Consider the following 12,629-nt stretch of genomic DNA (forward strand, 5'->3'; position numbering starts at 1 on the left):
CCATGTCGCACCTTGGACTCGACCCGCGCCAGGACGTGGCGCGGCTCACCGCGCAGCTCGTCGACCACCCCTCCGTGAGCGGAGGCGAGGGCCCCCTCGCCGACGCCGTGGAGGCCGCCCTGCGCGAGCTGCCCTGGTTCCACGTGGACCGGCACGGCAACAACGTCGTCGCCCGCACCGAGCTGGGGCGGCGCGAACGCGTCATCCTCGCCGGGCACATCGACACGGTGCCGGTGGCGGACAACCTGCCCTCCCGGCTGGACGCCGACGGGGTGCTGTGGGGCTGCGGCACCAGCGACATGAAGGCGGGCGTCGCCGTGCAGCTGCGGATCGCCGCCACCGTCCCGGAGCCCAACCGCGACCTCACCCTCGTCTTCTACGACAACGAGGAGGTGGCCGCCGAGCACAACGGCCTGGGCCACCTCGCGCGGGAGCACCCCGGGTGGCTCGCGGGCGACTTCGCGGTGCTCCTCGAACCGTCCGACGGCCAGGTGGAGGGCGGCTGCCAGGGCACCCTGCGGGTCCGGCTGCGCACCGCCGGGCAGCGGGCGCACTCGGCGCGCGGCTGGCTCGGCACCAACGCGATCCACGCCGCGGGCCCGATCCTCGCGCGGCTGGACGCCTACCGCGCGCGCCGCCCCGTCATCGACGGCCTGGAGTACCGGGAGGGGCTGAACGCGGTACGGATCGAGGGCGGGGTCGCGGGGAACGTCATCCCGGACGCCTGTGTGGTGACCGTCAACTACCGGTACGCGCCGGACCTCGACGAGGACCGGGCCCTGGCCCACGTCCGCGAGGTGTTCGCGGACTGCGGGGTGGCGGAGATCACCGTCGACGACAGCTCGCCCGGGGCGCTGCCCGGGCTCTCCCACCCGGCCGCCCAGGAGTTCGTCGCGGCGGTCGGCGGGGAGCCCCGGCCGAAGTACGGCTGGACGGACGTCTCCCGCTTCAGCGCCCTCGGCGTTCCGGCGGTCAACTACGGACCGGGCGATCCGAACCTCGCCCACAAGCGGGACGAGCGGGTGGACACCGAGCGGATCCGGCACTGTGAGGAACGCCTGCGCACCTGGCTGACCAGCTGAGTCCCCCTCCCGGACACCTCCGGGACACCCGCTGGCGGCCGCCGGTACGACCGTCGGCCCACCGGAAGTTCTCCGGGGGCCACCGGCGCGTGCGTACGCTGGGCCGGGAAAGATCGCAGTCGGAGGGAGCACGATATGGCCAGCCCCCAGGGGCCCGGAGGCAAGGAGCGCGAACGAGCGCCGCGTGAGCAGTACCAGGGGCCCGTGCTGCGGCGCCGCGGGCAGATCCAGGAGGGCACCACCGACCAGCGGCTGCTGGACCAGCCCGGTCCCTCGGACTTCATCCACAAGGACCCCTGGCGGGTGATGCGGATCCAGGCGGAGTTCGTCGAGGGCTTCGGCGCCCTCGCGGAACTCGGCCCCGCCGTGAGCGTCTTCGGCTCGGCCCGCACCCCGGTGGACTCACCCGAGTACGACGCGGGTGTGCGGATCGGGCGGGCCCTGGTCGAGGCCGGGTTCGCGGTGATCACCGGCGGTGGTCCCGGCGGCATGGAGGCCGCGAACAAGGGCGCGCTGGACGCCGGGGGCACCTCCGTCGGACTCGGGATCGAGCTCCCCTTCGAGCAGGGGCTGAACGAGTACGTCGACATCGGCGTCAACTTCCGCTACTTCTTCGTGCGCAAGACGATGTTCGTCAAGTACGCGCGGGGGTTCGTCGTCCTTCCCGGTGGGTTCGGCACCCTGGACGAGCTGTTCGAGGCGCTCACCCTGGTGCAGACGCGGAAGGTGACCCGCTTCCCGATCGTGCTGTTCGGCAGCCGCTACTGGGGGGGACTGGTCGACTGGGTGCGGGACGCGGTGGTCGCCGAGGGCAAGGCCGCGGCGCACGACCTGGAGCTGTTCCACGTCACCGACGACATCGACGAGGCCGTCGCGCTGGTCACCAAGGAAACCGGGGCCTGAGCCGCCCCGCGCGTCCCACGTCCCGCGCCCCCGCCGGTGGACGGCCCACCCGGGCCGGGCCCCGGCGGGCGGTGCCCCGCCGGAAGCCGCCGCGCGGGCGGGCGGTCAGGTCGCCGGAAGCCCGGAAGCCCGGGAGCGTGCCGTCCCGGGCGGGGCGCAGGGTCGGGTCAGGCCAGACCGCGCCGGGTGGCGGCCGGGGGGCGGTGGCCCGCGATGCTCGCCACCATGTCCAGGACCTGCCGGGTCTCCGCGACCTCGTGCACCCGGTAGACCTGGGCGCCGAGCCAGGCGGAGACGGCGGTTGTCGCCAGGGTGCCGAGCAGCCGCTCCTTCACCGGCCGGTCGAGTGTCTCGCCGACGAAGTCCTTGTTCGACAGGGAGACCAGCACCGGCCAGCCCGTCTCGGCCATCTCGCCCAGCCGGCGGGTGGCCTCCAGCGAGTGCCGGGTGTTCTTGCCGAAGTCGTGGCCCGGATCGATCATGATCCCGTCCGGGCGTACCCCCAGCGACACCGCCCGCTCGGCCAGCCCCAGGGTGACCCGCAGGATGTCCTCCATCACGCCGCCCGGGCCGTCGTAGCGCACCCGGTGCGGCCGGGTGCGGGGGCGCGCGCCGCCCGCGTGCGTGCACACCAGCCCGGCGCCGTGCCGCGCGGCGACCTCCGCCAGCCGCGGATCGACCCCGCCCCAGGCGTCGTTCAGCAGATCCGCCCCGGCCTCGCAGGCGGCCTCGGCCACCTCGTGCCGCCAGGTGTCCACGCTGATCACCACGGACGGATAGCGCCGCCGGACCTCGGCGATGAACCCGGCGGTGCGGCGGACCTCCTCCGCGGTGCTGACCTCCTCGCCCGGCCCCGCCTTGACCCCACCCACGTCGATCACGGCCGCGCCCTCGGCGATGGCCTGCTCCACCCGGTCCAGCGCGGGCTCGTCGCGGAACGTGGCCCCCCGGTCGTAGAAGGAGTCCGGTGTCCGGTTGACGATGGCCATGATGACCGGCTGGTCCTTCCGGAACTCCCGTGCGCCCAGGCGCAGCATCGGCCCTCTCCTTCCGTCCCGGGCGCTCGCCCGTCCGCTCCTCGGGTGCCACCCCGTCCGCTGAACCCTAGGACACGTCCCGCGGACCAGCACGGCTTCCCCGTGTCCGGCGCCCGCACCAGCCGTCCGTACGGCATCGGTCCCACCGCCGCCGGCCGGGCACGGGGCGGGCGCGCCTGGCGGGACGTGGGGGCCGGGCGCGGGCCGGGCGCCGGTGGGCCCGAACGCCGCGGCCCGGGGCGTCCGCCCGCCGTGACACGATCGGGGTTGCACGGAAGCGCAGTACGGATCATGGAGAAGGCCGTTGTTCTGGTTCCTGCTGATTTCGCTGGTGGTCGTCGTCGCCGCGGTCACCCTGGCCGTCGTGGGCAGCGGAGAGGGCGAGGGGCGGGCGGTGGGCGGACTGGCCGACGCCGAGCCCGAACTGCTCGACCAGCCGCTGCCCGACCACCGTCCGGTGGGCCGGGCGGACGTGGAGGAGCTGCGGTTCCCCGTCGCCGTCCGGGGCTACCACATGCGCCTGGTGGACGACGCGCTCGACCGTCTCGGAGCCGAACTCGCGGAGCGCGACGCGCGCATCGCGGAACTGGAGTCCACGCTGGCCGGCGCGCAGGCCGTGGCGCTCAGCGGCACCGTTCCGGCGGGGTACGCGGTGCCCGCGCGCCCGGCCGTCCCGGGCGCCGAACCCCCCACCGGGGCCCCGGCCCCGGAAGGCCCCGGCCACCCGGGCGGAACCGGCACCTCCGGCGGCGCTCCGGAGACCGGGCACGCCGACGAGCGGCCGGGGGAGGGGCGCCCGTGAACCCGTCCACCCCGCGCGGAGCGGTGCCCGGGCCGGACGGCAAGCCGCGCTGCCCCTGGGGAACCTCGGCCGAGGACTACGCGGCGTACCACGACACCGAGTGGGGCCGCCCGGTCCGCGGCGACGACGCGCTCTTCGAACGGATCAGTCTGGAGGCCTTCCAGTCCGGGCTGTCCTGGCTGACGATCCTCCGCCGCCGCGAGGGGTTCCGGGCCGCCTTCGCGGGCTTCCGGATCGCCGAGGTCGCCGCGTTCACCGAGGAGGACGAGGCGCGGCTGCTCGCCGATCCGGGCATCATCCGCAACCGCGCGAAGATCCGCGCGACCCTCGCCAACGCCCGCGCCGCCGCCGACTGGCGGCCCGGTGAACTCACCGAGCTGATCTGGTCGTACGCCCCCGAGCCCGCGTCCCCGGCGCCGCGCACGCCCGAGGAGGTGCCCGCCGTCACCCCCGAGTCGACGGCGCTGGCCCGGGAACTCAAGCGGCGCGGCCTCAGTTTCGTCGGGCCCACCACGGCCTACGCGCTGATGCAGGCCTGCGGCCTGGTCAACGACCACCTCGCCGACTGCTGGGTACGGGATCTCAGCGCCCGGTGAACCGCGGCGTCTCCTTGCGGACGAAGGACTCCACCGCGTGCTGGTGGTCGGCCGAGGCGCCCGCCCGGGTCTGGAGGACGGCCTCCCGCTCCAGCGAGTCCGCCAGCGAGTGCGACGCCCCGTAGGCGAGGGCCTCCTTGAGGGCGGCGAGCGCGACGGTCGGCCCCTCCGCCAGCCGCCGGGCCACCGACTCCGCCTCGGCGGCCAGCTCGGCGGCGGGCACCACGCGGTTGGTCAGCCCCAGCTCCAGTGCCTCCGGCGCCCGTACGGCGCGGGGGAAGAGCAGCAGGTCGGTGGCGCGGCCCGGGCCGACGAGCCGGGGCAGGGTCCAGGAGACGCCCGAGTCGGTGGAGAGCCCGACGCCCAGGAAGGAGGTGTTGAAGGCGGCGGTGTCCGCCATGACGCGGTAGTCGGCGGCGAAGGCGAACCCGGCCCCCGCCCCGGCGGCGACCCCGTTGACCCCGGCCACGACCGGCTTCGGCATCCCGGCGATCGCCCGCACGATCGGGTTGTAGTGCTCCTCGACGGTGTCGAGCGCGGCGCCTCCCCGCTCGCGCAGGCTCTCCGTGTGCTCCTTGAGGTCCTGACCCACGCAGAACGCCCGCCCGTTGCCGGTCAGCAGCACGGCGCGGACGGACTCGTCCGCCTCCGCCGCGTGCAGGGTGTCGCGCAGGGCGGACTTCAACTCGTCGTCGAGCGCGTTCATCGCGTCCGGCCGGTTGAGGGTGATCGTCGCGAGCCCCCCGGCCACGGTGTAGTGCACGGTGTCCGACATGCGCCCAGCATGGCCTAGATCATCGTGGACCGACAGAGGGGCCGCACCGCCCCCGGGAGACCGGCGGGAATGTGAGCCATGTCAAACCGTGGCCACCTCCGAAGGGGCGCAGAGGGCCGGAAGGCCGCGCGGAATCACGGGCGGATCCCCGTATTGCACGGTTTTGTGCACAGCGGTGCCGGAAGAGATGCCGATGGAAGTTGGTCATCGGGTCGTGGCATGCGGGATAATGAGCAGGAAGCAATGTGTTCGATGCCGGTGACACCTGGGTTGTCGGCTGCGATGAGCTGGTTTCAGGAAGGGGAACGAGCATGGCGGCCATGAAGCCGCGGACGGGCGACGGCCCGCTCGAGGTGACCAAGGAGGGGCGGGGCATCGTCATGCGCGTTCCGCTCGAAGGCGGTGGGCGACTCGTCGTCGAGCTGACCCCGGACGAGGCGACCGCGCTCGGCGAAGAGCTGGAGAAGGTCTGCGGCTGAGCGAATCGCCTCTGGCGGCCTTCCACTGCCCCGGTGCGCTGTCGCGCCCGGGGCAGCGCCTATGCCCGCCGCGCCCGCGCGCCCCGGGCCTGACCCGGCCCGCCCTGGGGCGGACCGGCCGTGAGAAGAGTCACGCCCCATCTGTCGCGGCCGTGACGGTGTCCTGAACCGGTCGGCCGGGTGTGCGAGTGCGGGGTCACGCCTCGCGCTTGACCGCGCAGAGCAGCCCGTCGCCCACCGGGAGCAGCGAGGGCACCAGCGCGGTGCTCTCCCGGACGGTGCGCAGCAGCTCCCGCAACTCCCGCACCTCCAGCGGCGGTGGGGCCGACTCGACGGTGTGCCCGTCCGCGAAGACCCCCTCGAAGCAGATCAGCCCGCCCTGCCGCAGGAGCCGCAGCGACTCCGCGAGGTAGGCGCCGTACTCCCGCCGGTCGCCGTCGCAGAAGACCAGGTCGTAGCCGCCGTCCGCGAGGCGCGGCAGTACGTCCAGGGCGCGGCCGGGGATGATGCGGGCCCGGTTCCCGGCGAAGCCCGCCGCGCGGAACGCCTGCCGGGCGAACTGCTGCCGCTCGGCGTCCACGTCGACCGTGGTCAGCACGCCGTCCGGCCGCATGCCGTGCAGCAGGTGGATACCGGAGACGCCGGTGCCGGTGCCGATCTCGGCGATCGCCTTGGCGCCGCTGGCGGCGGCCAGCAGCCGCAGGGTGGCGCCGGAACCCGGGGAGACCGGACGCAGCCCCGCCTCCTGGGCCCGCGCCCGGGCCCAGCGGAGCGCTTCACTCTCGGCGCTCTCGACGAGCTCGTCGCCGTACGCGTCGGCGAACGCCCAGCTCGTCTGCCGGTTGCCCGTAATGGCCCTCTCCCGTCCCCGTCGTCCACGCCATCGTGACTGTATCCGTTGGTCCGGGAACCCGCTGATGGGACCGCGCGTTGAAAGGGGGCGGGAAGGGAAGTGCGCCGTAGCGGGGCACGCCGGGCCGGTCAGCGCCGGTCGCCCGTCGGTCCTCCGCGGTGGTGGGTCAGCGCCCAGCCGCCGCCAGGGGGCGGGCGTCCCGGTGAAAGCCGGTCAAAACTGCTTATCCAGAGCTAACGGGAGATGTGGCTATGGTAGGGGCTCCACTGGACACCACCAGAGCCGACAGGGGAGGTGCGGCCACGGTGCGCGACGGCGGATTGCTCCGGCGACTCCGCGGCGCCGCCGGCGAGCCGAAATCCGTGACCAACAACGCTGACCAGGTCCACACCGCCGACTCCGCGACCACGGCGACCTTCGACACCGAAGCGGATATCCAGGCGTGGACCCCTCCCACCTGGGAGGAGATCGTCAGCACCCACAGCGCGCGGGTCTACCGCCTCGCCTACCGCCTCACCGGCAACCAGCACGACGCGGAGGACCTCACCCAGGAGGTCTTCGTCCGGGTCTTCCGCTCCCTGTCGACCTACACCCCGGGCACCTTCGAGGGCTGGCTGCACCGCATCACCACCAATCTCTTCCTGGACACCGTCCGCCGTAAGCAGCGCATCCGGTTCGACGCGCTGGCGGACGACGCCGCCGAGCGCCTGCCCAGCCGGGAGCCCACCCCCCAGCAGCACTTCAACGACACCCACTTCGACGCGGACGTCCAGCAGGCGCTGGCCACCCTCGCGCCGGAGTTCCGTGCCGCCGTGGTGCTGTGCGACATCGAGGGCCTGTCGTACGAGGAGATCGCGGCCACCCTCGGCGTCAAGCTCGGCACCGTCCGCAGCCGGATCCACCGGGGCCGCTCCCACCTGCGCAAGGCGCTGCGGCACCGGTCGCCCGAGGTCCGCGCGGAAGCGCAGGCGCGCGCGCTGAGTGCGGTGATCCCCGCCGCCCGGACCGAGGAGGTCGGTGCTGAGTGAGCGGACTGGGCCGGGGCCAGCGCCCGGCGAACCCGGACACTGAGCCAGCGGCCGTCGAACAGCACCTCGGTGACCGTCTCGCCGCCCTGGTGGACGGCGAGCTGGGACACGACGCCCGGGAGCGGGTCCTCGCCCACCTGGCCACCTGCTGGAGCTGCAAGGCGGAGGCCGACGCCCAGCGGCGGCTGAAGAACGTCTTCGCGGACACCGCGCCGCCTCCTCCGTCGGACACCCTCATGGCCCGGCTCCAGGGGCTGCCCGCCGCCCCCGTCCCCCCGGAGGGCGGCCCCGGCCGCAGGGGGGGAGAGACCCCTCCCGGCGCGGGCGGCAGACGCTCCCCCTGGGACTTCGACCACCTCTCACCCAGGCGCTCCGGCGGGAAGTCCTCGCCGCTCTCCCCGGAGCGCGGATTCCGGATACACGAGGCCGAGCGGGCCGCCTCGCGCGGCCGTCGCTTCGCCTTCGCCGCCGCGGGAGCGTTCTCCCTGGCGGCGCTCGCCATGGGCGGGGCGCTCAACTCCGCTGCCAGCGGCGGCTCGTCGAGCGGCGGAGGGGCCTCCGCCAGCCCGGTGCGCAGCGCGTCGGCCGGTGGTGCGGGGCTGACGGCGCGGGACAGCGTCCGGCGTGCGCCCGCCTCGGAGACCTCCCGGCACGACCTCGGGGCGATGAGCGCGCCGGGTTCCGTCGCGCTGCCGGACGCCCCGGTGCGCGCCGGGCAGCTCAGCGTCCCCGCGCGGGACGGCGGTTCCAGCCCGGCCGACGCGACCCCCGTACCCACGGCGCTCACCGGCCCCGCCCCGCGCACCTCCCCGCTGCTGGTCGACCGGTTCCAGCTGACCGGCCCGGCGCCGCGGTGGGGCCCGGGGCTGGAGACGCCCCGGGCGCCGTACACACCGCTGCTCGTCAACGCTCCGGTGCTCCCCACCGGAGCGCGGATCCCGGTCGAACCTCCGGCCGAGCAGGCGCCGCCGCCCGCCGAGGAGGCGGTGCCCGGGGTCTCCGGTCCCACGCCGATGGCCACCTCCGTGTCCTGGGCGCCGGAGCCCAACCCGGTGGCTCCCGGCGGTGGGGCGCGGAAGTGACCCTCGGCGGGCGGCGCCACCCCGCTGCACGGGATTCCCCGTAGCTGGTTGAATCCCTCTGCGGGCGGCGGGCAGCCCGCGTTGGCGATCTCTGGGGAGAGCATGGAAGAGGCGAAGGGCTCCGGACCGAGGGCGAAGTGGTGGAGCCGTCCACGACGCTTCGCCGACAGCCGGTCACCGGAGGAGCCCGGGGCTGCCGGAACCGGACACCCCACCGGGGGCGGACCGGAGCCGGTGGCTACCCCGGACCTCCCCGCTGGCGAGGACACTCCGCACGGCGCTGGCACCCCCGAGGGGGGCGGGCCCGGGAGCGGCGGTGTCCCGGAAGGCCACGACCCCGACGGCGGAGCCGCCGCGGAGAGTGCGGCCGCTACCGCGTCCGACCGCCGGGCCGTACCGAGGGACGGGGCCGCTTCCGAGCCGGAGGCGGACACCGCCCCGGCCCCACGGGGCCCGGCGGCCGAGGACGACCCACGCACCGCCGAACCGGCCACGGCGGCGCTGCCCCGGGCCCGTCGGGACTCCAGCGCCCCCGATCCCGTACCGCCCACGGCGTCTGGAGCGGGGGAAGCGGAGCGAGCCGCCGAACCCTCAACCGCCGCCGCCCCGCAGGCGCCCTCCGCGGCCTCCGCGCGGGAGCCCCGCCCCGACGCCGGGAGTTCTCCGGCACCGGAGACCGGGACGGAAACTCCCGTGACGGAAACCTCCGGGAAGGAGCCCGTCCCCGGGGAGGTGGCCCAGAGGGAGACCGCCCGAGAGGAGGGCCCGCGCGGGGACCCCGGGTCCACCGCGAGCGGCGCCGAGGCGGAGACGGTGCCCACCGCCCCGCTGCACGGCGAGGACCCGTACGCCACCCCGCCCTACGGCCGCCCAGGACCCTGGGCGCCCGCACCGCCGGTGCAGCTGCCCCCGGCTGGCGGCACCCCGCCGCACGGCACCGTGCTGCCCCCCGGCACGGGCGGCGGGCTCCCGCCGTCACCGTCCGCACCGGCACCGGCGTCGCCACCGGCACCGGCCCCGGCTCCCGGCGGCACTCCGCCGCACGGCGTGGTCATCGGGCCGGGCGCCCCCCAGCGGCAGACGGCCTCGCCCTGGCTGCGGTACGACCCGTGGGCCGCGAACCCCGCCGGACCGGGGGCGCTCGCCCCGGAGGCCCCGGCCGCGCCCCGTGGCCGGGGGCGCGTGGTGGTCGGGGCGCTGGTGATCGCGCTGCTCGCCGGGGGTTCCGGTGGCGCCCTCGGGGTGTACGCGGAGCGCAACGGCGGGCTGGGCGGTATCGACCTGCCGCAGTCCGGGGAGGACGGTGACGCCTCGCGGCGCGCGCCGGGCAGCATCGCCGGGATCGCGCAGCGGGCGCTGCCCGGTGTGGTGACGCTCCACGCCGAGGCGGGGGAGGGCGACAGCACCGGTACCGGCTTCGTGCTGGACGAGCGCGGGCACATCCTGACCAACGCGCACGTGGTGGACGGGGTCGGCCCGGACGAGCCGGTGCGGGTCACCTTCCGTGGCGGGGACACGGTCGAGGCCGAGGTCGTCGGCAAGGACGGCGGCTACGACGTCGCGGTGGTGAAGGTCGGCAGGGTGAACGGCCTCCAGCCGCTGCCGCTGGGCAACTCGGACTCCGTCCGTGTCGGCGACCCGGTCGTGGCGATCGGCTCGCCCTTCGACCTGGACGGCACGGTCACCTCCGGAATCATCAGCGCCAAGGGCCGCCCCATCACCGCCGGAGGCGGGAAGAGCGAGACGAGCTACGTCAACGCGCTCCAGACCGACGCCCCGATCAACCCCGGCAACTCGGGCGGGCCGCTGATGAACAGCGAGGGCCGGGTCGTCGGTGTGAACAGCGCGATCAAGGCGGCCGGGGGCGGTGGCGGCGGCCCCGAGGGCGGCAGCGGCGGCAGCATAGGGCTCGGCTTCGCCATCCCGGTCAACCAGGCCAAGCGGGTGGCCGAGGAGCTGATCAACGACGGGCGGGCCAGCCACCCGGTGATCGGCGTCAGCCTCGACCTGGAGTACTCCGGGGACGGCGCCCGGATCGGGGACGCGCAGGACGGCCCCGCGGTACGTCGCGGCAGTCCCGCCGACCGCGCGGGTCTCCGGGAGGGCGACGTCGTCACCGCGGTGGACGACGAGCCGGTGCACACCGGACAGGAGCTGATCGTCAAGATCGGAAGCCGCGCTCCGGGAGAGAAGGTGCGGCTCAGGCTGTTGCGGGACGGAAAGGAGCGGTCCGCCCGGATGACGCTGGAATCGGCGACGGACGGTCGGTGAGACGGGCTCCCGCCCCGTGGTGGTCTCCGGGTACCGTGACACCGGGCCGTACCGGCCGAGGACGTACTGAGGGAGCTGAGCGGTGTTCTTCGATATAGGACCCCTTGAGCTGTTGGTGCTCATCATTCTCGCGGTGCTCATTTTCGGGCCGGAGAAACTGCCCAAGGTGATCCAGGACACGGCCAATCTCATCCGCAAGGTGCGGGAGTTCTCCGACAGTGCCAAGAACGACATCCGGTCCGAACTCGGCCCGGAGTTCAAGGACTTCGAATTCGAGGACCTCAACCCCAAGACGTTCGCCAAGAAGCACCTGCTGGACAACGACGAGCTGGGGCTGAAGGAGATTCAGAGCAGTTTCGACCTGCGCAAGGATCTCGCCGAGGTCACCGACGCGGTGAACGGCACCGAGTCCGCGGACGAGCCCGCCTCCGGGTCCGGCGCGAACGGCTCCGGCCAGCGGCACAGCCTGAGCAAGGAGCCCGGCACCGGCGCGAAGGCCGACCTCAGCAAGGAGCGGCCGTCCGCGAACGGCGCGGAGCCCGCCTCGGGCGAGCCGGTGACGCTCTCGAAGAACACCCCGCCGCCGTTCGACGCCGACGCGACGTAACCGGCTTACCCGTCCGCGAAGCGTCCGGGTCGCGGCCGCGGCCCCTCCGCGGCGGCCTGGTCCCCGCTGGCTGATGCGTGCTGGTGCCCGGCCGGGTGCCGACGCGGACCGCGTTCCCCCTTCGCCCCTTCGCCTCCTCCGCTCGCGACCGCGCGGGGGCGCGCGGTGCGGCCTCCGCGAGACGCCCGCTTCCGCTGGGCCGACTGAGTCTCATCTCACGTCTCGTGACGCCGCCCGATCTCCGGTCATGCCCGACACGGCCCATCCGGGTAGCTATCCTCCCTGTGTCCGGGGTCGCCGTCCTAGGGGGGCGGACTGCCCGTGGCACAGGGCATGTGAGGAGGCGTCACACAGATGGAGACGACGAGTCGGGTAGCGGGGCAACCCGGGCCCGGCGCACAGGGGGATACCGGTGCGCGGCGGGCGGTTGACGAGTTTCTGCTGGCCGCCTTTCCGTGGTACGGGCTGGACGAGGCGTTCACCGGGCCGCGCTGGCTGATGCGGGTCGGCGCGGGCGCCGACGGCACGGTGGAGCACGGTTCCACCGGACACGGGGAGGAGCCCTCCCTCCGGGCCGAGACCAGCCAGGAGGGGCAGCGCTTCGCCGTGGTGGTGACGGTCGCCAGCCGTCCGGTGCGCCGTAGCGCGGACGGAACCGGCGTACTGGAGGCCACCTCGGTCTCGACGGCCGCATGGCTGGCCGGATCCGGCCTGCTGTCCTGCTCCTGGCCGCTGGAGATGGAGCGGGCGCTCCGGCAGGACTGGCTGGACCAGCAGACGGTGGTGGCCTGGGAGCTGGCCGACGACCTGGGGGGAGCTGGCTGGTCGACGCTGTCGCTGCCGGTCGACGGGGTGCCGAGGGACTTCCACTACCGGGAGTCGGCCTACGGCTGGGTCCTCGCTGGATCCGCGCGGGACGGAGTCCACCTGGGCGCCTACGGACGGGGGATGAGCGCCTACGGCCTGGGCTTCTCGGTCGTCAAGGACATCGCGAGCTACGAGGGCTGACCGCCCACCGGCCGGTGCCCGGGCCCGGGCCACGCCCGCACCGACCCCAGCGGTTCCGACACGACCGGTCGCGTACCGCCGATCCACCGACCACCGTGGCTCACGC

Annotated in this window: 13 protein-coding genes; 10 read left to right on the forward strand and 3 right to left on the reverse strand. The window is 74.6% G+C overall.

Features of this window, described 5'->3' with window-relative positions; translation table 11 throughout:
* Positions 1 to 2 precede the first annotated feature (2 nt).
* Complete coding sequence (dapE, locus tag E0L36_RS11080) at positions 3 to 1,082, forward strand: succinyl-diaminopimelate desuccinylase (RefSeq protein WP_180928859.1); 1,080 nt, start codon at positions 3 to 5, stop codon at positions 1,080 to 1,082.
* 135 nt (positions 1,083 to 1,217) lie between these two features.
* Complete coding sequence (locus E0L36_RS11085) at positions 1,218 to 1,985, forward strand: TIGR00730 family Rossman fold protein (protein ID WP_180928860.1); 768 nt, start codon at positions 1,218 to 1,220, stop codon at positions 1,983 to 1,985.
* 167 nt (positions 1,986 to 2,152) lie between these two features.
* Here the strand turns inward: E0L36_RS11085 and folP are convergent, their stop codons facing one another.
* The gene (folP, locus tag E0L36_RS11090) at positions 2,153 to 3,022 is read right to left on the reverse strand and encodes a dihydropteroate synthase (RefSeq protein ID WP_180928861.1); all 870 of its coding nucleotides are present in this window, start codon (positions 3,020 to 3,022) and stop codon (positions 2,153 to 2,155) included.
* A gap of 304 nt (positions 3,023 to 3,326) precedes the next feature.
* Between folP and E0L36_RS11095 the strand changes: the two genes are divergently transcribed.
* Together E0L36_RS11095 and E0L36_RS11100 are read left to right on the forward strand one after the other, a co-directional pair.
* Entirely contained in the window at positions 3,327 to 3,824 is a 498-nt protein-coding gene (locus E0L36_RS11095; RefSeq protein ID WP_180928862.1) for a DivIVA domain-containing protein, read from the forward strand.
* The gene (locus tag E0L36_RS11100) at positions 3,821 to 4,420 is read left to right on the forward strand and encodes a DNA-3-methyladenine glycosylase I (RefSeq protein WP_308416725.1); all 600 of its coding nucleotides are present in this window, start codon (positions 3,821 to 3,823) and stop codon (positions 4,418 to 4,420) included. The genes E0L36_RS11095 and E0L36_RS11100 overlap by 4 nt, the downstream gene beginning before the upstream one ends.
* On the opposite strand, the gene E0L36_RS11105 is transcribed toward E0L36_RS11100, so the two are convergent.
* Entirely contained in the window at positions 4,407 to 5,195 is a 789-nt protein-coding gene (locus tag E0L36_RS11105; RefSeq protein WP_180928863.1) for an enoyl-CoA hydratase-related protein, read from the reverse strand. The two genes, E0L36_RS11100 and E0L36_RS11105, sit on opposite strands and share 14 nt — an antisense overlap.
* 311 nt (positions 5,196 to 5,506) lie before the next feature.
* Here E0L36_RS11105 and E0L36_RS11110 point away from each other — a divergent pair, with 311 nt between their 5' ends.
* Positions 5,507 to 5,674: a DUF3117 domain-containing protein gene (locus E0L36_RS11110; protein ID WP_016907584.1), complete on the forward strand. Its 168-nt coding sequence runs from the start codon at positions 5,507 to 5,509 to the stop codon at positions 5,672 to 5,674.
* Between the two features lie 196 nt (positions 5,675 to 5,870).
* On the opposite strand, the gene E0L36_RS11115 is transcribed toward E0L36_RS11110, so the two are convergent.
* Positions 5,871 to 6,569, reverse strand: a complete 699-nt coding sequence (locus E0L36_RS11115) for an O-methyltransferase (RefSeq protein ID WP_180929930.1) — start codon at positions 6,567 to 6,569, stop codon at positions 5,871 to 5,873.
* A 209-nt stretch (positions 6,570 to 6,778) separates the two neighbouring features.
* On the opposite strand from E0L36_RS11115, the gene sigE reads away from it, so the two are divergent.
* From sigE to E0L36_RS11140, 5 genes are all read left to right on the forward strand, one after another.
* The gene (gene sigE / locus E0L36_RS11120) at positions 6,779 to 7,555 is read left to right on the forward strand and encodes an RNA polymerase sigma factor SigE (RefSeq protein ID WP_180928864.1); all 777 of its coding nucleotides are present in this window, start codon (positions 6,779 to 6,781) and stop codon (positions 7,553 to 7,555) included.
* Positions 7,552 to 8,637 (forward strand): anti-sigma factor, encoded by a 1,086-nt coding sequence (locus E0L36_RS11125; protein ID WP_374705521.1) that lies wholly within the window; start codon positions 7,552 to 7,554, stop codon positions 8,635 to 8,637. Before sigE ends, E0L36_RS11125 begins: the two co-directional genes overlap by 4 nt.
* Positions 8,638 to 9,330: 693 nt before the next feature.
* Positions 9,331 to 10,908, forward strand: coding sequence for a S1C family serine protease (locus E0L36_RS11130; RefSeq protein ID WP_374705522.1), 1,578 nt, complete (start codon positions 9,331 to 9,333; stop codon positions 10,906 to 10,908).
* An 82-nt stretch (positions 10,909 to 10,990) separates the two neighbouring features.
* A complete protein-coding gene (locus tag E0L36_RS11135) occupies positions 10,991 to 11,515 on the forward strand; it encodes a sec-independent translocase (protein ID WP_180928866.1) in 525 nt (174 codons plus the stop codon).
* A gap of 354 nt (positions 11,516 to 11,869) precedes the next feature.
* Positions 11,870 to 12,523, forward strand: a complete 654-nt coding sequence (locus E0L36_RS11140) for a hypothetical protein (RefSeq protein WP_180928867.1) — start codon at positions 11,870 to 11,872, stop codon at positions 12,521 to 12,523.
* Positions 12,524 to 12,629: the final 106 nt, after the last annotated feature.

The sequence above is a fragment of the Streptomyces sp. AJS327 genome (genome assembly GCF_013450295.1).
Classification (GTDB): domain Bacteria; phylum Actinomycetota; class Actinomycetes; order Streptomycetales; family Streptomycetaceae; genus Streptomyces.